General features: G+C 60.0%; 21 protein-coding genes. 17 read left to right on the top strand and 4 right to left on the bottom strand.

Annotated features, from left to right (window positions below; genetic code table 11):
* Positions 1 to 31 precede the first annotated feature (31 nt).
* From B5F98_RS02630 to B5F98_RS12645, 15 genes are all read left to right on the top strand, one after another.
* Positions 32 to 409, top strand: coding sequence for a hypothetical protein (locus B5F98_RS02630; protein ID WP_087369491.1), 378 nt, complete (start codon positions 32 to 34; stop codon positions 407 to 409).
* Between the two features lie 36 nt (positions 410 to 445).
* On the top strand, positions 446 to 784 hold the full coding sequence (locus B5F98_RS02635) for a hypothetical protein (RefSeq protein ID WP_087369492.1): 339 nt from the start codon (positions 446 to 448) through the stop codon (positions 782 to 784).
* A 4-nt stretch (positions 785 to 788) separates the two neighbouring features.
* Entirely contained in the window at positions 789 to 1,040 is a 252-nt protein-coding gene (locus B5F98_RS02640) for a hypothetical protein (protein WP_087232249.1), read from the top strand.
* A complete protein-coding gene (locus B5F98_RS13215) occupies positions 1,027 to 2,016 on the top strand; it encodes a LysM peptidoglycan-binding domain-containing protein (RefSeq protein ID WP_143482716.1) in 990 nt (329 codons plus the stop codon). Before B5F98_RS02640 ends, B5F98_RS13215 begins: the two co-directional genes overlap by 14 nt.
* 78 nt (positions 2,017 to 2,094) lie before the next feature.
* Positions 2,095 to 2,796: a hypothetical protein gene (locus B5F98_RS13040; protein ID WP_087232253.1), complete on the top strand. Its 702-nt coding sequence runs from the start codon at positions 2,095 to 2,097 to the stop codon at positions 2,794 to 2,796.
* A gap of 5 nt (positions 2,797 to 2,801) precedes the next feature.
* On the top strand, positions 2,802 to 5,039 hold the full coding sequence (locus B5F98_RS02655) for a DUF859 family phage minor structural protein (protein ID WP_087369493.1): 2,238 nt from the start codon (positions 2,802 to 2,804) through the stop codon (positions 5,037 to 5,039).
* 8 nt (positions 5,040 to 5,047) lie between these two features.
* Positions 5,048 to 5,380 carry a hypothetical protein gene (locus tag B5F98_RS02660; RefSeq protein WP_087232259.1) on the top strand — a complete coding sequence of 111 codons (333 nt, stop codon included), beginning with the start codon at positions 5,048 to 5,050 and terminating at the stop codon, positions 5,378 to 5,380.
* Positions 5,377 to 5,526 (top strand): XkdX family protein, encoded by a 150-nt coding sequence (locus tag B5F98_RS12640; RefSeq protein WP_143482717.1) that lies wholly within the window; start codon positions 5,377 to 5,379, stop codon positions 5,524 to 5,526. Before B5F98_RS02660 ends, B5F98_RS12640 begins: the two co-directional genes overlap by 4 nt.
* Positions 5,501 to 7,129, top strand: a complete 1,629-nt coding sequence (locus B5F98_RS02665) for a hypothetical protein (protein ID WP_143482718.1) — start codon at positions 5,501 to 5,503, stop codon at positions 7,127 to 7,129. The genes B5F98_RS12640 and B5F98_RS02665 overlap by 26 nt, the downstream gene beginning before the upstream one ends.
* Positions 7,130 to 7,143: 14 nt before the next feature.
* Positions 7,144 to 8,598: a hypothetical protein gene (locus tag B5F98_RS02670; RefSeq protein ID WP_143482719.1), complete on the top strand. Its 1,455-nt coding sequence runs from the start codon at positions 7,144 to 7,146 to the stop codon at positions 8,596 to 8,598.
* Between the two features lie 186 nt (positions 8,599 to 8,784).
* The gene (locus tag B5F98_RS02675; RefSeq protein ID WP_143482720.1) at positions 8,785 to 9,312 is read left to right on the top strand and encodes a hypothetical protein; all 528 of its coding nucleotides are present in this window, start codon (positions 8,785 to 8,787) and stop codon (positions 9,310 to 9,312) included.
* Between the two features lie 99 nt (positions 9,313 to 9,411).
* The gene (locus B5F98_RS02680) at positions 9,412 to 10,725 is read left to right on the top strand and encodes an alpha-amylase family glycosyl hydrolase (RefSeq protein WP_087369497.1); all 1,314 of its coding nucleotides are present in this window, start codon (positions 9,412 to 9,414) and stop codon (positions 10,723 to 10,725) included.
* A 177-nt stretch (positions 10,726 to 10,902) separates the two neighbouring features.
* On the top strand, positions 10,903 to 11,673 hold the full coding sequence (locus tag B5F98_RS02685) for a polysaccharide deacetylase family protein (protein ID WP_087369498.1): 771 nt from the start codon (positions 10,903 to 10,905) through the stop codon (positions 11,671 to 11,673).
* Positions 11,674 to 11,741: 68 nt separating this feature from the next.
* Positions 11,742 to 13,082 (top strand): MATE family efflux transporter, encoded by a 1,341-nt coding sequence (locus B5F98_RS02690; protein ID WP_087369499.1) that lies wholly within the window; start codon positions 11,742 to 11,744, stop codon positions 13,080 to 13,082.
* A 933-nt stretch (positions 13,083 to 14,015) separates the two neighbouring features.
* Entirely contained in the window at positions 14,016 to 14,936 is a 921-nt protein-coding gene (locus B5F98_RS12645; RefSeq protein ID WP_143482210.1) for a hypothetical protein, read from the top strand.
* A 36-nt stretch (positions 14,937 to 14,972) separates the two neighbouring features.
* On the opposite strand, the gene B5F98_RS12900 is transcribed toward B5F98_RS12645, so the two are convergent.
* From B5F98_RS12900 to rfbA, 3 genes are all read right to left on the bottom strand, one after another.
* Positions 14,973 to 15,128 (bottom strand): hypothetical protein, encoded by a 156-nt coding sequence (locus B5F98_RS12900; protein ID WP_158096655.1) that lies wholly within the window; start codon positions 15,126 to 15,128, stop codon positions 14,973 to 14,975.
* A gap of 348 nt (positions 15,129 to 15,476) precedes the next feature.
* Positions 15,477 to 16,313, bottom strand: coding sequence for an HAD family hydrolase (locus B5F98_RS02695; protein WP_087369500.1), 837 nt, complete (start codon positions 16,311 to 16,313; stop codon positions 15,477 to 15,479).
* Positions 16,314 to 16,530: 217 nt separating this feature from the next.
* The gene (gene rfbA, locus B5F98_RS02700; RefSeq protein ID WP_087369501.1) at positions 16,531 to 17,385 is read right to left on the bottom strand and encodes a glucose-1-phosphate thymidylyltransferase RfbA; all 855 of its coding nucleotides are present in this window, start codon (positions 17,383 to 17,385) and stop codon (positions 16,531 to 16,533) included.
* A 227-nt stretch (positions 17,386 to 17,612) separates the two neighbouring features.
* Here rfbA and B5F98_RS02705 point away from each other — a divergent pair, with 227 nt between their 5' ends.
* On the top strand, positions 17,613 to 18,311 hold the full coding sequence (locus B5F98_RS02705; protein WP_087232287.1) for a response regulator transcription factor: 699 nt from the start codon (positions 17,613 to 17,615) through the stop codon (positions 18,309 to 18,311).
* The gene (locus B5F98_RS02710) at positions 18,308 to 20,566 is read left to right on the top strand and encodes a HAMP domain-containing sensor histidine kinase (RefSeq protein ID WP_087369502.1); all 2,259 of its coding nucleotides are present in this window, start codon (positions 18,308 to 18,310) and stop codon (positions 20,564 to 20,566) included. Before B5F98_RS02705 ends, B5F98_RS02710 begins: the two co-directional genes overlap by 4 nt.
* 228 nt (positions 20,567 to 20,794) lie before the next feature.
* Here the strand turns inward: B5F98_RS02710 and B5F98_RS02715 are convergent.
* Positions 20,795 to 21,732 (bottom strand): DUF3048 domain-containing protein (locus B5F98_RS02715; protein ID WP_087369503.1); only part of this gene is annotated, 938 nt, incomplete at its 5' end.

Consider the following 21,732-nt stretch of genomic DNA (forward strand, 5'->3'; position numbering starts at 1 on the left):
GGGGCGGGGGGAGGAGAGAGGAGGTTTGACCATGGCAGACGCCAACCGGTTTCCCACCGCCCAGGAGGTGGTGGACCAGGCGGACCTGCTCAGCCCCAACCAGTACAGCCAGGAGCAGAAGCTCCAGTGGCTGGGCGAGCTGGAGGGGCGCATCTATCTGGACGTGAAGCTGGCCTCGGAGCAGGAGCTGGAACAGGTGTGGCAGAGCTGGCCGGGGACCCTCACCGTGGGCTGGCCCCACAGCGACGTGTACCTGCACTGGCTGCTGGCCAAGCTCCATCAGGCCAACGGAGAGCTGGAGCTGTACCAAAACCGCATGGAGAGCTTTAACACCAGCTATCAAAACTACGTCAACTGGTACATCCGCACCTACGACCCTGCCCACACCTCGGATGCAGCGGGTGCATGAGGGGCAGGACCGACCGATGTACAGGAGTGACAGGACATGAGCGGGGAGGAAGTGCTGGGAGCTGTGATGGCTGCCCTGGTGGGGGGCAGCGGCATCACTGGGCTGGCGGTGGGCTACCTCAAGCGGTACCTGGACCGACGGCTGGAACAGGGGGAGCAGGAGGCCCAGCAGCGCCAGGAGCATCGCCAGCGGCGGCAGGAGGTGGAGGACCAGCTGCACCACGCCTATGGCCGGTGCATATTCTGGCTTAACCACGCTGTGACCAAACCGCCCCCCAACGGAGAGTTGGCCCAGGCCATGGAGGAGCTGACCCAGGCGGAAGAGGCCAAGAAAAAGCTGGATCGGGAGATCCTGGCTGCGTACGAGAAGGAGTGAAGCAGTGAACACTGTGTTGCAAAAGCTGTCCAGCCGCAAGCTGTGGACTGCTCTGGCGGGCATTGCCGCCGGACTGGCCCTGGCCTTCGGGCTGGACCAGGAGGCGGTGGCCAGCACAGCGGGGGCTGTGGTGTCGGTGGTATCGGTGGTGACGTACATCGTCACCGAGGGCCGCATTGACGCCGCAGCAGTCAAAACAGCCATTGAAGATGTGCAGGAAGCTGTGGAGGAGGTAACCACCATTGAGACTGATTAAGTGTATGTTGACCGCCAACGACTGCTACAAGGCCGGGCGGACCATTACCCCCAAGGGGGTCATGGTCCATTCCACCGGGGCCAACAACCCCCTGGTGGCCCGGTACGTGCAGCCGGTGGAGGGACAGAGCAATGAGGCCCAGTTGAAGGCGGAGATCGGCGGAAACCGCAACGCCAACGACTGGAATAATCCGGGGCTGGATGTGTGCACCCACGCCTTTATCGGCAAGCTGGCCGACGGCTCCGTGGGCACCGTCCAGACCCTGCCCTGGAACCACCGGGGCTGGCACGCCGGCACCGGCACCTCCGGGGGCAGCGCCAACAACACCCACATTGCCTTTGAGATCTGTGAGGACGACCTCACCGACGAGGGCTATTTCCGCAAGGTCTACCAGGAGGCGGTGGAGCTCACTGCCATGCTGTGCAAGACCTACAACCTCAACCCCCTGGCCGACGGAGTGGTCATCTGCCACTCCGAGGGCTACCAGCGAGGGGTGGCCAGCAACCACGCCGACGTGATGCACTGGTTCCCCAAGTTTGGCAAGTCCATGGACACCTTCCGGGCCGATGTGTCCAAGGCTATGACCCCTGCCCAGGTCAAGCCCCAGCCCCCGGTGTCCGGCAAGACCTACACGGTGGTGAAGGGGGACACCCTCAGCGAGATTGCCCAGAAGTATGGAACCACCGTGGACACGCTGGTGCAGCTCAACGGCATCAAGGATCCCAACCTCATTGTGGTGGGGCAGGTGCTCAAGCTGCCCGGTTCCACCACCGGGTTCACCCCCTACACCGTGAAGGTGACGGTGACCGAGCTACGCATTCGCAGCGGCCCCGGCACCGACACCCAGGCTCAGGGATTCATCGAGCCCGGGGTGTACACCATTGTGGAGGAGGCGGATGGCCCCGGGGCCAAGCGCTGGGGCAAGCTGAAGTCCGGCGCAGGCTGGATTAGCCTGGACTACGCCGAGAAGGTGTAACCGCCCCGGCAGGAGCACAACACAGGGCACCACCGTTTCCCCGGTGGTGCCCTGTTTGAGAAAGGAGGCGTGGAAAGCATGCCAGCCAACTGGCTGTACATGGACGCCAAATTCCCCGACTTTGACGGGGACATATCCACAGAGGACAAGCTGGCCCAGGTGCAAAACTACCTCTATCTGCTGGTGGAACAGATGCGCTACACCATGCAGAACCTGGACACCACCAACCTCAACCAGACCGCCCTCAACGTCTGGGAGGAGGCCATCACCAAGCCCCTGTATCTGCTGCTGGAGGGGGAGGGGGAGCGGCTGACCCAGCTGTCCGTCACCGCCGACGGCCTCACCGCCCTGGTGCAGTCCCAGCAGCAGCAGGTCCAGGAGGTGAAGGACGCCCAAGTGGGCACCCAAGAGACCGTGGAGGGCCTGGAGGAGTCCCTGGCCCAGGTCTCCAGTCGGGTGGAGTTGGCCCTGACCTCGGACCAGGTGGAGATCGCCATTGAGAAAAAGCTGGCCCAGGGGGTGGACAGCGTCACCACCAAAACTGGGTTCACCTTTGACGATGAGGGGCTGACGGTGAGCAAGACGGGCAGCGAGATGACCACCCAGGTCACCGAGGACGGCATGACGGTCAGCCGCAGCGGCACCCAGGTGCTGGTGGTGGACAACCAGGGGGTGGAGGCCACCAATCTCCATGCCAAGACCTTCCTGATTTTGGCGGGGAAGGCCCGACTGGAACCCTACGGAGCGGACCGCATGGGCTGCTTCTGGATTGGAGGATAGCACACATGGCACTACAGACGAGAACTTACACCCAGAGCTCCAACACCTTCACCCTGGAGCTCACCCTGGTGGAGCAGTCCACCAGCACCGCTGGGAACTCCTCCACCCTCTCCTACACCCTCAAGCTCAAGTCCACCACCAAAAACTTCGCCCAGTACGGGGTGGGGGCGGCAGTGAAGCTGGACAACCAGACGGTGGCGGTGCGGGACCGGGGGTCTGCCCCCAAAATCACCCTGGGGACCTACTCGGAGGTGACCTTGCTGTCCGGGACCCGGACTGTGGCCCACCAGAGCGACGGCTCCAAAGCCATGTCCCTGGCCTACTCCCTGGATATGGCCTCGGCCAGCTACACACCCGGGGCCATGAGCGGGTCGGGCACCATGACCCTGACCAAAATCCCCCGGGGGGCCACCATCACCAGCGCCCCCAACTTCACCGACGAGGACGACCCGGTGGTGAAGGTGAGCAATCCCGCCGGGGTGTCGGTGCAGCTGGGCATTTTCAAGGACGGCTATACCCCCCTGGCCGACTACCGCACCATCTCCGGCACCTCCTACACCTTCCGCCTGACCCAGGCGGAGCGGGAGGCCATGCGGAAGGTGGACACCACGAAAAACACCGCCCAGGTGCGCTTTTACGTCAAGAGCACCGTGGGAGGTCAGACCTTTATCACCTACCTCACCCGCACCCTCACCATCCAAAATCCCGCCCCCACCCTGAACCCCACGGTGGAGGACGTCAACCCCACCACCTTGGCCCTCACGGGAGAGAGCGGGAACCTGGTGAAGTACCACTCCCAGGTGGCGGTGAAAACCGGGGCCCAGGCGGTGAAGGGGGCCTCTCTGGTCCGGCAGTCCGTCACCTGCGGCAGCCATACCCTCACCGGGGACGGCACCCTGGAGGGGGTGGAGTCGGGGACCATCGTGGTCTCCGCCACCGACAGTCGAGGCAACTCCACCACCAAGACGGTGGAGCGCAAGCTGGTGGGATATGTGCGCCTGTCCTGTACCCTGGGCCAGGGGACCCCGGATGCGTCGGGGCGCTACGACCTGGAGGTGGTCGGGGCCTGCTACTACGGCTCCTTCGGCGGGGCAGAAAACACCCTGACGGTGGAGTACCGCTACCGAGCCCAGGGGACGGAAGCCTGGGGGGCTTGGACGGCAGTGGACCGGACCACGCCCATGGGCTTTACCTATGTGGCCCACGCCACGGTGGAGGGGCTGGACTACCAGACCGCCTACGAGTTCCAGGCCCGGGCCGCCGACGCCCTGGAACAGGTGGAGAGTGAGGTGCAGGTGGTGAAGGCCAGCCCCGGCTTCGACTGGGGCAAGGATGACTTCGCCTTCCACATTCCGGTGTACATCCAGGGGGTAAAGGTCACCCCAGACGTGGGGCAGAATCTGCTCATCAACCCCTTGTTCACCGTCAACCAGCGGGGCAGCACCACCTACGCCATCACCAAGCCTGCCTACACCCTGGACGGCTGGAAGACCAGCGGGGACACCAAAGCCGGGGAGGTGGTGGTGGGCCAGCGCTACGCCAAGCTCACCAATACTTCGGGCACCTTAGGGCTGGGCCAGTTTGTGGAGGACTATGGGGCCCTGGCCGGGGAGACGGTGACTCTGTCCATGGCGGTGGATATCCTTTCGGGCAGCTACCACCTGGGCCTCAACGACGGCACAGGACAGGCGGGGGAAGTGCTCTCCCAGAAGGGCTTGCAGGTGTATGCCCTCACCGCCACCCTGTCGGACAGCCCCTCCCAGCTGTGGTGCCAGCTCATCAGCGAGGGGGCGGCCTCCTGCCGCATCTTCGGGGCCAAGCTGGAGGTGGGGGACCACCAGACCCTGGCCATCCAGGGGGGAGACGGCACTTGGCAGTTGACCCAGCAGCCCAACCCGGAGGAGATTCTCCGCTGCTACCGCTACCAGTACGTGCCGGTGGAGGGGGACACCAGCTACCCCCTGGGGTATGGCTTTGCCTTCAGCACCAGTTCCGCCCGTATGGTGTTCCCCTGCGGGGTGAAGATGCGTCTGGCCCCCAGCGTGACCTTCTTAAACGGCTCCAACTTGTCGGGCATCGGTATCTTCAACAACGGAGCCTCCCATACCCCCACGGCTGTGGCCGGGACCCGAAACCTGCCCGGCGGGGTGGGGGTCATCTTCACCACCAGCGGGCTGGTGACCAATGACGTGTGTACCCTGCGCAGCATCAGTGGAAAACTGTTATTTGACGCCAATTTGTGAGGTGAATTATGGAAGAATATACTGTATATGTACAAGTCAATCCGGGCAGCTGCGTGGTGGCGCTGACCTCCTCCGCCCTGCTCGCCCACACCGAGGGGTGGGTGGAAGTGGAGCGGGGGCCCGGGGACCGCTGCCACCACCCCCAGAGCAACTATCTGCCGCTCCCCCTGTACACCGATGAGGGTGTGCCCCGCTACAAGCTGGTGGAAGGAGTCATTGTGGAGCGCACCATCGAGGAGCTGGAGGCGGATCTGGCAGGGATGGTGGAACCCGTGACCCCGCTGGAGCAGCTGCGGGCAGACGTGGACTTTCTTGCCGCCTTGCAGGGGGTGGTGTTATGACCATTCTGGATTTGGCCAAGCGCTACTACCCCCGGCTGTGGGATGACCGCCGCCTGGATATGCTGGTGGCAGCGGGGCAGCTGACCCAGGAGGAGGTGGAGGAAGTGAAGGAGGGAGCCCATGAGACTGCCGGCGATGGCCTATGACATCGGCATGACCGCCACCAGCCAGACCGCCTTTGGTGGCCTGGACCACACCCCGGGAGCGGGAGACGGGGCGGTGTATCAGATGAAAAACCTCACCGGGGCGGACTATCCCCTCCTGGCCAGCCGCCCACCCCGGTGGAAGGTGGCCACACTGACACAGCCCGGGGGCCTCTTTGCCCGGGGGGCGCTGTGTTGGGTGGCTCAGGGTGGATTTTGGTACCAGGGGGAGCGGAAGGGGGATGTGAGTGAGGGAGAGAAGACCTTTGCCGCTCTGGGCTCCTACCTGCTCATTTTCCCCGACAAGGTCTACTACAACACCCAGACCGGGGTGTTCGGCTCTCTGGAGTCTAAATGGACGGGGGCCGGGCTGTCCTTCCAAAACGGCACCCTCTATGGGCAGGAGGCCCAGGCCAACACCATCCAGGCCCAGGGGGTCACCTGGACGGACTACTTCCAAAAGGGGGACGCCGTGACCATCTCCGGCTGTACCACCCACGCCGAGAACAACAAAAGCCTCATCATCCGGGACATTCAGGACGACAAGCTGGTGTTTTATGAGTACTCCTTCACCCTGGACGGGGAGAAGGGGGACGAGGCCTACACGGAGGAGGGAGAGGTGACCCTCACCCGTACCGTCCCCGACCTGGACTATGTGTGTGAAAACGAGAACCGGGTGTGGGGGTGCAAGGACAACACCATCTACTGCTCCAAGCTGGGGGACCCCTTCAACTGGAACGTGTTTGACGGCCTGGCCACCGATGCCTACGCCGTGGACACCGGCTCGGCGGGGAACTTCACCGGGTGCATCTCCTATTTGGGCTACCCCGTCTTCTTCAAGGAAGACCACATCTACAAGGTCTACGGCACCATGCCCTCCAACTTCCAGGTCATGGGCACCGAGACCCTGGGGGTGATGGAGGGGTGCGGCAAGAGCCTGGCTGCGGCGGGGGAAGTGCTGTTTTACCTGTCCCGGGGCGGGGTAATGGCCTACTCCGGCAGCGTGCCCCAGTGCATCAGCCGCACCCTGGGAGACCTGGCGGTGGGCAACGCCGTGGCAGGGGCCGACGGGCTGCGCTACTACCTCTCCGCCCAGGGAGCGGGGGAGGGGTGGAGTCTGCTGGTGTACGACACCCAGACCAAGCTGTGGCACCGGGAGGATGACACCCACGCCACCCACTTTGCCGCCAGCGGCGGGGCGCTGTACCTGCTCAACGAAGCCGGGGAAATTTGGACGGTGGGAGAGACCGCCCAGCCCTCGGAAGGAGCCCAGCAGGAGGAAGCGGTGGAGTGGGAGGCGGAATTTGCCGACTTCACCGACGGAAGCCCGGACAAAAAGGGGCTGTTTCGTCTGAGCCTCCGCCTGGAGGTGGAGGAAGGGGGGAAGGTCCAGGCCTGGGTGCAGGTGGACAGCGACGGGACCTGGCTGCCCATGGGCCAGCCCATCGGCCCCACCCCCAAGCGCAGCTTCCAGCTGCCCATGGTGCCCCGACGGGGGGACCACTACCGACTCCGCCTCACCGGCACCGGGAGGTGCCGCATTTACAGCATCACTAGAGAGCGGTACGGCAGCGGAGGGTACAACGCCACCCTGGGCCGTACCTAATGGAGGGAGAGAACATGGCATACACCTATAGCGACTTTTTGAAAAAGGCCCAGGCCACCAACACCTTAAAGGACTTTGACCCCGACGAGCTGCGGCTGGCCGAGCCCTACCCGGAGTACGGCATTGCGGCGGCCAGTTTGAAGGCGGAGGCCAACTCCGCCACCACCAGCGCCCAGCGGGCCATTGCCAACGAGGCGGCGGCCCAGCTCAAGGCAAGCTACAACGGCTTTACGGGAAGTTATCAGGATGAAATCGACGACATTCTGGACCAGCTGGACAAGTACCCCGACTTCTCCTATGACCAGGAGGCTCCGGAGTACGACAACAAGTACGAGGAGGAGCAGGACGCCATTCTGGACCAGATCGGCAAGTACCCGGACTTCTCCTGGGACCAGGAGGCCCCCACTTACACCAACCCCTATGAGCAGCTGCAAAAGGAGCTGCTGGACAAGCTGCTCAACCGGGAGGACTTCACCTGGAGCGCCGACACCGACCCGGTGTTCGGAGAGTACCAGAAGCAGTACCTGCGGGAGGGGGAGCGGGCCACAGCCAATGCCCTGGCCCAGGCGGCGGCCGCCTCGGGGGGCCAGACCTCCAGCTACGCCGCCACCGCGGCGTCCCAGGCGGGAAACTACTACGCCTCCCAGCTCAGCGACATGATTCCTGAGCTGTACAACCAGGCCTACCAGCGGTATTTGAGCGAATATGAGCAGCTGGCCAATGACCTGGGGGTGGTGAACACCCAGCAACAGCTGGACTACAAGGAGTATCTGGACCGGCTGGGACAGTACAACACAGACAAAAACTTTGCCTATCAGCAGTATCTGGACGACTACAACAAGCTCTTGAGCTACCTGGACGCCGTCAACGGCCAGGAGCAGATGGACTACCAGGAGTACAAGGACAAGCTGGGTCAGTTCAATGTGGACAAGGAGTTTGCCTACCAGCAGTATCTGGACAACTACAACCAGCTGCAAAGCTACCTGGAGGGGCTGCAAAAGGCCAACGACTCCGAGTACCAGCAATATGTGGACCAGCTGGATTGGGAGCGAGAACAGCAGCAGCAGGCCCAGAAGTCGGCCCAGACCCAGGTGGACGGCATTTTGCAGGCGGGTGTGATGCCCTCCTCCGACCTGATTGCCAAGTCCGGGTACACCCAGGAGTATGTCAACGCCATGCTCCAGTACTACCGCCAGAAGGCCGCTGCGGCCTACCGCAGCAGCGGCAGCGGTGGCAGCAGCAAGAGCTCCAGTTCCACCGTCACAAAGGTCAACGGTTCCAAGCCGGGGCCCAACTCCAATACGTCTAACCTGGTGTCGGTGCCCCAGTACGGCGAGATGGCCGTGGCAGACGCCGAGCGGCTGGTGCAGGCGGGACTGCTCCGCCGCACCGGGTTCGACAAGAACGGAAAGCCCACCTACATTGCCACCGCCAAAAAGCCCGACCAGTACATCCCCATGACTCGATAACCGTGACAACAAAGACCTCTTCCAGGCGAATTTACCTGGAAGAGGTCTTTGTCATGCCATCAGGCGCGGCGCTGTACCTTGGCGCACAGGGCAAGCAGGGCTTTTGGTTGTCAGTGTTGTCCGAATGGTGACAAACCGTCTGTATTTCAATGTAAATTTATCCAGTTGCTTGTATCAGGAACGGATATGCGGATGGCGTTGGAGCAGTCGGTGGGTTCCTACGTGGAGGGGGCCAAGTGCCAGTACGGCGTGTTGGAGATCCGCCAGATGCCGGAGGAATACCTGATTGCCTCCCCCACCCGGTACACCAAGATGCCGGACGAGGAGACCTTTTTGCGCACCTTTCGCAACCATTTGAAGTACTGTGAGCAGAAGGAGCTGAGCACCCGGTTGCAGGCGGGGGAGATCATCCCCCCGGAGCGGGCCAGACGCCGCTGCTTTGTGGAGAGCCATTATTTCAATCCGGTGCAGGGACGGGTGGAGGACGAGCGGCTGTACATCAAGCCCGCGGGAGAGTATGCGGTGTACGATTACCAGGGAGAGCTGGAGGACCTGGTGGTGGCCTTCCACCACTTTGTGGACGAGGTGGAGCGTCAGGGGTATCAATTGTGTGGCGATGTGTACGAAGACGACCTGGTGGAAGAGCTGCTTTTGTCCCAAACTGGGCTCAGTGTGGCCCGTTTGACCGCCCGGGTGGAGAAGATGGAGCGGTGACAGGAGTGGGCGGTTTTATTTGACCTGTGCCCGGCAGGCGGGTATAATAACAGGGTAAGAATACCTGCTGCCAAGGCAGAGAACAGGGAGGACGACCATATGTGGTTTGACCAATCAGTCATCTATCAGATCTACCCGCTGGGGCTGTGTGGCGCGCCGGAGGACAACGACGGCGTGCGGGAAAGCCGAATTTTGCGCCTGCTGGACTGGGTGGAGCACATCAAAAAGCTGGGGGCGGACACCGTACTCTTCAACCCGCTGTTTGAAAGCGACCGCCACGGCTATGATACCCGGGATTATTTCCAGTTGGACTGCCGCCTGGGCACCAACGAGGACTTCGCCCAGGTGTGTGACGCGTTCCATCAGGCCGGTATCCGGGTGATGCTGGACGGGGTGTTCAACCACGTGGGCCGTGGGTTCTGGGCCTTCCGGGACGTGCAGGAAAAACGGTGGGACAGCCCCTATAAGGACTGGTTCCGCATCGACTTCAACGGCAACTCCCACTACAACGACGGCTTCTGGTACGCTGACTGGGAGGGCCACGGGGAACTGGTGAAGCTGAATCTGGACAACCCGGCGGTGGTGGAGCACCAGTTTGAGGCTATCCGCGCCTGGGTGGACCAGTTTGACATTGACGGGCTGCGCCTGGACGTGGCCTACTGCCTGCCCCAGCACTACCTGCGCCGCCTGCGGGAGTTTACCTCCTCCCTGAAGCCGGACTTCGCCCTCATGGGTGAGACCCTCCACGGGGACTACAAGCAGTGGATGGCCCCGGACATGTGCCACTCGGTGACCAATTACGAGTGTTACAAGGGGCTGTGGTCCAGCTTCAACTCCATGAATCTCTTTGAAATCGGCCACTCTCTGGCCCGCCAGTTTGGACCCGAGCCCTGGACCATGTACAAGGGGGCCCATCTGCTCTCCTTCCTGGACAACCACGACGTCACCCGCATTGCCAGCCAGCTCACCAACAAGGAGCACCTGGCCCCCGCCTATGCCCTGATGTTCGGCATGCCCGGGGTGCCTGCGGTGTACTACGGCAGCGAGTGGGGCCTGGAGGGCAAGAAGGAGTCCTGGGGCGACGCTCCCCTGCGCCCCGCCCTGGAACAGCCCGAGTGGAACCACCTCACCGACTGGATTTCCAAGCTGGCCCGTGCCAAGCGGGAGAGTCAGGCACTGTGCTACGGCGGCTACCGCAATGTGGTGCTCACCAACCGCCAGCTCATCTTTGAGCGGGCCGTGGAGGGAGAGCGGGTGCTGGTGGCCATCAACGCCGACGACCAGCCCTACACCGCCCACTTTGACGCCGGGTGTGGCCAGGCCGTGGACCTCATCACAGGCCAGCTCCACGACTTCGGCGGCGGCAGCCAGCTGCCCCCCTACTGCGCCTACTTCTGGAAGATGGAGCGATAAAGGCAAAGCCTTTCTCGAAAATGCAAGCATTGGGCTTTATATTTGTGTAAAATCATTCATTTTCGTTTTTGACAGTATGACCGCCCGGGCTACCCTGGAAAGGGAGACCGGGCGGTTCTGTTTTTCCACAGCGGACCATACACTGGGGTGAAACAGCCGTGGAAAGGGGAGCGCCTTATGAGAATCTTGGTGTTACGCCGCCGCATTCTGGCGGGGGTGGGTCTGGTGCTGGCGGCAGTGTCCATCCTGCGCCTGGTCAGCCACCCCAAGGTGGTGGGAGCCTCTGCCACCACCCGACAGCTGCCGGTGTACTGTGTCCAGGCGGACTATCCGGTGGTGTCCCTGTCCTTTGATGCGGCCTGGGGCAACGAGGATACCCAGACCCTCATTGACATTCTGGACAAATACCAGGTGAAGGCCACCTTCTTTGTGGTGGGGGAGTGGGTGGACAAATACCCGGAGTCGGTGAAGGCCCTCCACGAGGCGGGGCACGAGATCATGAGCCATTCCGACGACCACGCCCACTTCAACAGCCTCACCCCAGAGCAGATCAAGGAGAATCTCACCACCTGCGGGGAGAAAATTGAGGCCATCACCGGGGAATTTCCCACTCTGTTCCGCTGTCCCTACGGGGAGTACGACGACCATGTGATTACCACGGTGCGTAGCATGGGCATCCAGCCTATACAGTGGGATGTGGACAGCCTGGATTGGAAGGATATCTCCGCCTCGGAGATCACCCAGCGGGTCACCAGCCGGGTGGGGCCGGGGAGCATTGTCCTCTTCCACAATGCCGCCCTCCACACCCCCGAGGCTTTGCCCACCATCATTGAGACCCTGCTCCAGGAGGGGTATACCTTCCTGCCCATCTCCCAGCTGGTCCTCCCAGGGGAGTACGGGGAGGACTATACCATCGACCACGCCGGGCGGCAGTGTCCTGTCTCCTGACTGCGGTTGTGCCACTCCCGCCCTTTGTGGTAGAATGGTAGGCAAACGAGAGAGAAAGCCGGGAGAGAATGAGACAAGATTTGACCACGGGCCCGGTGACCCGGACCATGCTGCTCTTTGCCCTGCCTATGATTTTGGGCAACATCCTACAGCAGTGCTACAACTTGGCGGATACGTGGATTGTGGGGCGGTTTATCAGCACCGACGCTTTGGGGGCTGTGGGCAGCGCCTACACCCTGATGACCTTTTTGACCTCCCTGATTTTGGGTATGTGTATGGGGGCCGGGGCGCTGTTCTCCATCAGCTATGGCGGCAAAGACCTGCGTCGGCTGGGGGAGTACATCGCCTCCGCCTTTGTGCTCATTGTGGGGCTGACGGTGGTGCTCACCGGGGTGTCCTACGGTCTGTTGCCCTCCATTTTGTGGTGGATGCGCACGCCGGAGGACGTGTACCCCATGATGTATTCCTACGTCCAGGTGATTCTGGTGGGGCTGCCCTTCATCTTCCTCTACAACTATTTTGCCTTCCTCCTGCGGGCGGTGGGAAACTCCCTGGTGCCCCTGGTGTTTTTGGGGGTGAGCACGGTGCTGAACATCGGCCTGGATGTGCTGCTGGTGGCGGTCATCCCCTACGGCGTGGCGGGAGCTGCGGCGGCCACCGTGATCGCCCAGGGGGTGGCGGGGGTGGGCATCGCCATCTATACCCTGCTGCGGGAGCCGCTGCTGCGCCAGGGGCTGCGGATGCGAGGGCGTGCCGTGGCGGAGATTTTCGCCTATGCCTCCACCACAGGGGCCCAGCAGTCGGTGATGAACTTTGGAATCCTTATGGTGCAGGGGCTGGTCAACAGCTTCGGCACCGCCGTCATGGCCGCCTTTGCCGCTGGGGTGAAAATTGATACCCTGGCCTATATGCCTGCCCAGGAGTTTGGAAATGCCTATTCCATTTTCATCTCCCAGAATTATGGGGCGGGCCGAGGGGAGCGCATCCGGGCGGGCACCAAAAGCGCTGTGGCCCTGGTGCTGGGCTTTTGTGCCCTGGTCTCCGCCCTGGTGTGGGTGCTGGCCCCGCAGCTCATGGGTATCTTCATTCCGCCCCAGGAGGCCCAGTCTCTGGCGGTGGGGGTGGGATACCTGCGCATTGAGGGGGCCTGTTATGTGGGCATCGGGGTGCTGTTTTTGCTCTACGGCTATTTCCGGGCCGTGGCTCAGCCCCGTATCTCCCTGCTGCTGACGGTGATCTCCCTGGGCACCCGGGTGCTTCTGGCCTACTCCTGTGCCCCCTGGTTTGGGGTGGAGGCCATCTGGTGGGCCATCCCCATTGGCTGGGTGCTGGCCGACCTGGTGGGGGGCGGGTTGGTCCAGCGGGTTCAGATTTTACGACCGTTGAGTGGTGGTACCACAGGCGTTTGAGAGCCAGTCACAGGGCTCCCTCCGGGAGGGAGCTGTCTGCGTGAGCAGACTGAGGGAGCATGCGGGCGGCTGTACCGCCAAATTTTCACACGGCATAGACCTTTGCCAGGATTTTCGACCACATCGGTACGCACCGCCCATTGCGTCAAAGCCCTTTGGCTGTTTCTACAGGCTCCCTCCGTCATGGCTACGCCATGCCACCTCCCTCCCTGAGGGAGGCTTTTTGGTCTGGAAAAGCCATGTAAATCGCCAATTCCCTTGGGTTGCTGGCGTAGGGGAGGGGCTTGCCCCTCCCGAATCTCCCAGGGCAATGCCAGGGAGACAGCGGGCCGGGCAAGCCACGGCCCCTACCACAGCGTAACAAGGAAGTGCGGCAATGGATCCCGGCGGCGGGAACGCCGCCTTTCCGGGGTAGGCCCGGACGTGGAAACCACAGAGGTTTAGGGTTAGCTGCCCAGTGTGGCCTGGTGTGGTGGAAAAAACAGGGGCCACAGCAAGGGTGACAGGCCGAATTTAGACTTGACGCAAGCCCAGCCTGTTCATACTGCGTTTGCAGCACCTGCCTCATCTCATCGTCGGCGTCACGTACCCGCTTACACGCCTGGTCCGGGGTCTTGAGCCACACCACATCCCCCTCCCAGCCATACATGGGCGATCTCATAGGTCGCGCCATACTGACTGTAGTAGTATGTATTCCTCTGCCCTGTCTCCACTTCTGTAAAAAGTCAAATATCTATCCTCTCATATGAGCATGATACTGGTTGGTTAAAACTAATTTTTGTGAATCAACAGTTATTAGCATTGACGTGTTGTGTAGTTTATGTTAGAATATACTTTTATATTTTGTGCAATATGGATAAGCACAAGCAGAGGAGAGGGTTCCAATGGGCCAGGAGATTAATATTGATTTGAAATACATAAGGAGGGTTTACTGTGGCTAGAAAAAGGTTTTTATCATCCATTCTTCTCATTGGAATGCTTTTCGCAATGTCAACTGTTGCTTTTGCCACTAATGATGCCCCAGATATGCCAGCCGAACCTGCGGCATACTCCGTAACAACAAATGAGTACGATATTTACACTCATTCAAGAAGGCTCTCCAACAAAGAACTTAGTAATCAAGGAATGTCAGAAACTCATATAAATTTAATTAAATCGGATGCAATTGAGAATGAACTCCTGGAACGAGCTTCTTTGCCAGCCTCTGAACTCTCAGATATGGGATATAGTAGTAGCCAAATTACAATTCTAAAGAATTACAATGGAGAACCCATTGAAAATAAACCTGAACTGCGTGGGGTTTTTGCTGATATGACAGCAAAATTTTATAAAGAAGTTGCAAGTTCAGTAACTCTTAAAGTGCGAGTGTACTGGGAGTGGTCAAATGTCCCTCTTCTTGCCGGAGAACCAATTATTGATTTAATGGCTATTCGTTGGCAAGGCACTAATACCAATGGTCAATCAATCAATCTAGCCTTCTACTCTGCGACTTCTTATGCAAACGCAAATTATTATAGCCGCTCAGGAGAATATAAATACAGTAACCGGCTCACTATTGTTTGCGATTCTCCCTATGACCATGCATACGCCAAAGTTCCCGTTGGCTCTGGAGACTCGGACCAATATGGAGCGTATTATGCCAAGACCGGCAATTTTTATGTTCAAGTAATGCGCACTGGAACCGATTACATCAAAGAAGCTGCCTTTGTATTTGCATATGGTCATACAGTTGTCGGCGTATCACCATCCCTTTCACTCCCTGTTTCGTTTGGTATCGGATTTAGTGTTGGAACAGAAAAAATGGTGGAAATGGCTATTAGAATGAGTAATACAGGACATATAACCGAATACTAAACAGCATAAAATAACAAGAGGGGGATACCCCTCTTGTTATTTGTGCTTATGCCGAATTGTGTACAAAAGAACTGCGCCAATAAAAGCGATTCCCACAATACCCCCTATTCCTGGAAGATTAAATCTAATTCCAACTGTCACCTCAGCTGAAATAGAGAATATAATCGTCAAAATAAAAATTAACACTTCCATACTCTTCCTCTTTTCTATATCAAACTCTATCTTTAATGAACTTTATTCGCATCAAATGTATTAAAAATCTTCTTTTACCCAATATGACAGCAAAAATATGAAAAACTTCTTCTCTCTTATCCGCTTTCCATTCTAACACTGTTTCCACATAGGCTCTGCCAAGAGAGTAGACTAGGGTGCATATTATCATCAACTAGGTGAAAAAACATGATTCACACATCCGCTGGAAACCTACTGCGTTCCCCGTTATCGCACCCTATGTTATGTTTACTGTAACATTATACTTTTATGATGTCAACACAATATAAGTGATATTGATTTTGCAACAGACCCTTTGATGCAGGGGTTTCACTTGTTGAGAATGTACCGCTCAATGGCAATGGCGGCCCCGTCCTGGTCATAGGGCAGGGTGACGGCGTCCGCCGCTGCCTGGATGTGCGGGGCAGCGTTGCCCATGGCCACGGAGAACCCGGCGGCCTGGAGCATGGACAGGTCGTTGCCGCTGTCCCCGATGGCCATGACGTGGGCGGGGTCGATATCCAGCAGCCCGCACACCTCCCGCAGGGCGTTGCCCTTGGTGCTCTGGGTGTGGGCGATCTCAATGGTGTGGGGCCCGGACCAGAAGTGATTGAGGGGCAGGGTGTCCAGTCGGGCGCAGACCTGGTCCCGGAGGGGATCGGGGATGTGGGGGAGGTTGATCTTGTCGATATTCAGCTCTGGCGTGTGGGCGGTGCGGATGAGGTCGTCCACCACCACGCCCCGCTTGCCCAGCACCACATCCAAGTGGTAGCCGATGAACTCCCGGTAGGGCTGCTCCATGTCCCAGCTCTCCTGGGTCAGGTACATGTGGCCCTGAGCGGACAGCTCCACGGGGAAGTGGTATTCTCCCGCCAGCTCCACCACCGCCTGAGCTACTTCGGGGGGGATGTAGTGGCCACGCAGCAGCTCTCCGGTGGCAATGCGGCGAATCTCGCCGCCGTTGCACAAAATGCACAGGTTTTCCCATGCCGCTCCCGTCTGCACCGGAGGCGGGAGGAGAAAGTGCTGCCGTCCGGTGGTGGGCACGATGGCCACCCCTTTGGCGTGGGCCTCCGCCAGAGCCTGGTGGAGACGGGGGGTAAAGCTCAGGTGGTCGGCTTGCAGGGACGTGCCGTCCAAATCCATGGCGAGAAGTTGAATATCCATTGGTTGAACCTCCTTACAACGGGGAAAGGGCGATGGTGAAACCGGGCAAAATAGCCTGTATCTTCCACCAGAATAGCCCCCATGTTTCCGGTTGTCAACGGGGCGGCGGCCAACTCTTGGTTTCGCACAGTTCCACAAACCCCTGCCCTGGTGGAGATGTCAAAAAAATTCCCTTTGGCCTGAGCCAAAGGGAATTTTTTATCTTGATAGTTTGGGCTTACAGGGACAGCAGGTGCTGGCCGTACTCGGTCATGGACAGCTCCTGGCCCAGCTTTTGCAGCTGGTCGTGGGAGATCCAGCCCTCCCGGTAGGCGATTTCTTCAATGACGCCCACATAGTGATCCTGGCCCTGCAGGTCGTGGATGGTCTGGGCGGCCTGGAGCATGCTGCCGGCGTTGCCGGCGTCCAGCCACACGTAGTTGTCCTCCATGGGCACCACCTGGAGCTGGCCCTGGTGCAGATAGGCCAGATTCACGTCGGTGATCTCCAGCTCGCCCCGGGCGGAGGGGGTGAGGTTGGCGGCGATGTCCATGGCCTGTCCGTCGTAGAAGTACAGGCCGGGCACGATATAGTTGGACTTGGGGTTCTGGGGCTTCTCCTCAATGGAGATGGCCTTGCCGTCCTGGTCGAACTCCACCACGCCGAAGGGGCGGGGGTCGTCCACATAGCAGCCGAAGACGGTGGCGCCCTGGTTGTTGTCAGCGGCCTGCTTCAAAAGCTGCTGGAAGTTGGGGGACCAGAAGATGTTGTCGCCCAGCACCAGGCACACGTCGTCCCCGTCCACGAAGTCACGGCCAATGAGCAGGGCGTCGGCAATGCCACGGGCCACGGGTTGCACGGTGTACTGGATGTTCATGCCCAGCTGGGAGCCGTCGCCCAGCAGAGCGGCAAAGGTGTCCACCTCTCCGGGGGGCACAATCACCAGCACGTCACGGATGCCGGCCTGCATCAGCACGGCCAGGGGATAATAGATCAGCGGCTTGTCGTAGACAGGCAGCAGGGGTTTGCAGACGGGTCGGGTCATCGGATAGAGACGGGTGCCCCGTCCGGCAGCCAAGATAATACCCTTCATAATTCCTACCTCCATGCCCTATGGGCGTATTTAGTAAAATTCTAGTCGCAAGAGTCGGATATAGTATACCGAATACCGGGCAAAAAGTCAATGAAGGGGGAGAAACGTCGCAGGGCAAAGATTTCCCAGTATGTGTTAACCATATCTTAATACTTTGAGTGGTTGCAACTTAAGGGGAAGATTGGTAGTATAGAAGCAGATCAGAAACAGCGGGAGGGCATGGAAGGATGTACAAGATTCTAATCTGTGATGATGACCATGACATTGTATCTGCGTTAAAAATTTACCTCACCAGTGAGGGATATCAGACCGTGGAGGCATACAACGGACAGGAGGCCCTGGAGGCCGTAGAAGCCGGCGGCATTGACCTGGTGCTCATGGACGTGATGATGCCCAAAATGGACGGCATTCGCGCCACCGCCCGGATGCGGGAGGAGGGGAATATCCCCATCATTCTCCTCACCGCCAAGGGCGAGGACAGCGACAAGGTGCTGGGGCTGAACATCGGGGCGGATGACTACATCACCAAACCCTTCAACCCCATCGAGGTGCTGGCCCGGGTCAAGAGCCAACTGCGCCGCTACACCACCCTGGGTGGCAAGCAGAGCGGCGACGAGCAGGGCGTGCTGCGCAACGGGGCCCTGGTGCTGGACGACGCGGCCAAGATGGTGCGGGTGGACGGCGAGGTCATCAACCTCACCCCCATTGAGTACAACATTCTCCACCTGCTGATGAAGAACCCCGGGCGGGTGTACTCCACCGCCCAGATCTATCAGCTGGTGTGGAACGACCCGGTTTTGGGGTCGGAGAACACCGTAGCGGTGCACATTCGCCACCTGCGGGAGAAAATCGAAATCGACCCGGCCAACCCCCACTATCTGAAAGTGGTGTGGGGCCTGGGTTATAAAATGGAGAAGATGGTATGAGAGCACGGGAAAACCCGGTGCTGAAAGCGGGGGCGTTCCTGCTGGCAGTGGTGACCTTTGCCATTGCGGCCGTGATGGGCTGCTACCAGATGGTAAATCTCAATGTGATCTGGGGCCAGACCTCGGCAGCGGGGGGCTACACCATTCGCTACCTGGAAAACCAGGACCTGCAACAGATCAGCTACCTGCTGGACCTCATCTACACCGAGCAGGAGCTGGGGTCTCTGAGCAGCTATGAGCAGCAGATGAAGTCGGATTTGGAGCAGCAGTACCAGTGGAACAACACCAACCTGCGCTGGCAGCTGCTGGACCCGGAGGGCGGTGTCCTCCAGGGGAATACCACCCAGGCCCGTCCCTCCCAGCCGGAGGGCATCTACTGGGGGGAGTACTACGTCTCCAACCTGGAGATGGACGTGCGCAATGACGTGGGCACCAAGTGGGCGGATGTGGTGGATACCATCCGCAACCCGCCTGCCAGTCCTCAGCGCGTGGAGAGCGATACCTGGGCCTATGAACTGAGTGCGGCGGTGCAGCAGTACCGGGAGGACCCCAGCAGCGTGGATTTGACAGCGGTGTACTTAGACGGGGAAGGTAAGGGCGACATGCTGCGCATCTCCACCCAGTTCGGGGTGTTTGCCTATGCCCCATCGGTGCAAAACGTCATCAGGTCCAACGTCTTCGGCTATCATTACGACCTGGATGCCGGGGGCTGGACCACCAATGCAGAGGAGGGCTGGACCGAGGGTGCCGTGGCTTTGGACCTGGTACTGTGGGTGAACACCTCCCTGGCCGTGGAGGGGGACTCCTACGCCAAGGCCTATCTGGGTCTGGACTGGTGGAAAAACCACAACGTGGCCATGCTGGTGCTGAACCTGGTGTGTGTGGCGGTGGGCATTGCCATGCTGGTGTTCCTGTGCGTGGGCGCCGGATGCCGCAAGGGTACCGAGGGCGTCTATTTGAATTGGTTCCATCGGTTGCCCGGGGAGTTGATTCTGGTGGCTCTGTTTCTCCTGGCCAGTTACCCGGTGAGCTGGCTGGTGGAAGAAGCCATTATGGATATCACATATACGATAATGCCCATGAAGCTCCAGCTACTGCTGGTGGGAGGAGGAATGGCGGCCATGACCGCGATGACTGCGGGGCTGCTGACCACCGTAAGCGCCCGCCTTAAGAGCCATACCCTGGTCCGCAGCACCCTGCTGTGGTGGGCCTGGGGATGGATAAAAAAGATTCTGGGGATGGCCCGCCGTACCATTCCCCTGGTTTGGCGTGTGGGAATGGGCGGTTGTCTCTATATGCTGGTGTCTCTGGTGTTGCTGATGAGCAATGCCGTGTTTCTCTGGGTGGTCATCAGCGTGGTGCTGGTGGTGTACCTGTGCAGCTGGGCCCACTGCTGGAAGCAGATTCGCCGCTGTACCGGGGAACTGCTCAAGGGCAATCTGAACGTGCAGATCTCCTGCCACCACATGCCCCACGACCTGCGGGAGCACGCCCAGCAGCTGAACAACCTGGGCCAGTCCATCTCCCAGGCGGTGGCGGAGCGGATGCGCAGCGAGCACTTCAAAGCCGAGCTCATCACCAACGTCTCCCACGACTTGAAAACCCCCCTCACCTCCATCATCAACTATGTGGACCTGCTGAAAAAGGAGCCCATGGCCAACGAGCGGGTGGAGGAGTATATCAACGTGCTGGAGCGCAAGAGTAACCGCCTGAAAAAGCTTACCGAGGACCTGGTGGAGGCCTCCAAGGCGTCCACCGGCGTGTTGTCGGTGGAGTTGGCCCGGCTGGACCTGGGAGAAATCGCAGATCAGGCCCTGGGCGAGTACGAGGAACGGCTCCAGGCCGCAGGGCTGGCAGTGGTGCGCACCCTGCCCGACCACCCGGTGTGGGTGATGGCGGACGGCCGGAGACTGTGGCGGGTGCTGGACAATCTGCTGGGCAACTGCGCCAAGTACGCCCTGGAGGGCTCCCGGGTGTATGTGGAGCTGCACTACGACGACAAGAGCGCCACCCTGTCCATGAAGAACATCTCCCGGGAGGCCCTGAACGTGCCGGTGGAGCGGCTCATGGAGCGGTTTGTCCGGGGCGACGAGTCCCGGTCCACCGACGGCAGCGGCTTAGGCCTGTCCATTGCCCAGTCCATGACCGAGCTGCAAAAGGGTACCTTCCAGATTGAGATCGACGGAGACCTGTTCAAGGCCATGGTCACGCTGCCTCTGGCCCCCAGCGAAGAGCTGGCGGAAATGAAAGGCTAAAAAAATGAAGAATGATAAATGAATAATGGAAAATGCAGGCCCTAGACATTGCCGTATTTCTTGGGTTGCTGGGCGTAGGGGAGGGGCTTGCTCCTCCCGAATCTCCCAGGACAAGGCCAGGGCACCAATGGGCCGGGTAAGCCACGGCCCCTACCGGGGAACGCCAAAGAAGTACATATAAAGCAGAAAAAACGGAGAAAGCCACGGCTTTCTCCGTTTTTTGCTAGATTATTCAGCTACCACGTCGCGGGATGTGGGGACAATGCACACAAAGCTCTTGCCCACCCCCAGAGACAGGGGCTTACCATCTTGGGTGTAGTAGCGCAGCTGGTTGTAGTGGTCTCCCTTCTCCCAGTTGATGGGAATCATCTTGCCGCCGCAGGCGAAATAGCCTGTGCCGGAGGTGAGGGAGACGTCGCTGTAGTAGCCGTCATCCATGGTGGAATACTCCGTCTGGAGCACCAGCACGTTGGTGGTGGAGATTTGGGAGCCGTCGTTGCCGTCAATGAAGGGGCTGTCGTACTGCTCTACCAGGTAGACTTGTTTGTCCTGGTTGTACTGGAAGACGGTGTTTTTGTAGTTGGAGTAGGTGACGGTGATGGTGTTGGCCGTCTGTCCATCCTGGGGAGTGCCGTCTTCGGTGAAGCTCATCTCGTACTTGTATCCTTCCGAGTGGGGGCCCAGCAGGCCGTTGGCGGTGAGCGTTTCCACCATGGCTTTCCCGTCGGCCATGAGGGTGTGCTCCCAGGCGTAGGACACTCCGGGGGTACGGTCCGGGTCCCGGAAGAAGATGCCCGAGGCGTTGGTGCCCTTCACGCCGTCCACATCATTGACCCCCAGCTGGGCGATGGTGTCGTAGACGTAGTGGCTGCCTCCGGCGTGGACGAACACCCCGTCATGGCCCAGGGCCAAGTCCAAGAAGCAGTCCCGGGCCGAGCGCACCGAGCCGATGGTGGTGAGGTCGGCGGGGTCCTGATACACGGCCAGCATCCGGGTGATGCCGCCCTCGGCAATGGCCTCATAGATGATGTCGGCGGTGGAGTTGCCCTGCTGGGGCATGGCCACCTTGATGTTGTTCATCACCACGGTGACGGGCTTTTGCCCGCTGAGATCGGTATCGGTGGCCTCTCCGGTGAGAGGATTGGTGTACAGGGGCGGGGTGGGGG

Source organism: Pseudoflavonifractor sp. An44, from assembly GCF_002161675.1.
Taxonomy (GTDB): Bacteria; Bacillota; Clostridia; order Oscillospirales; family Oscillospiraceae; genus Enterenecus; species Enterenecus faecium.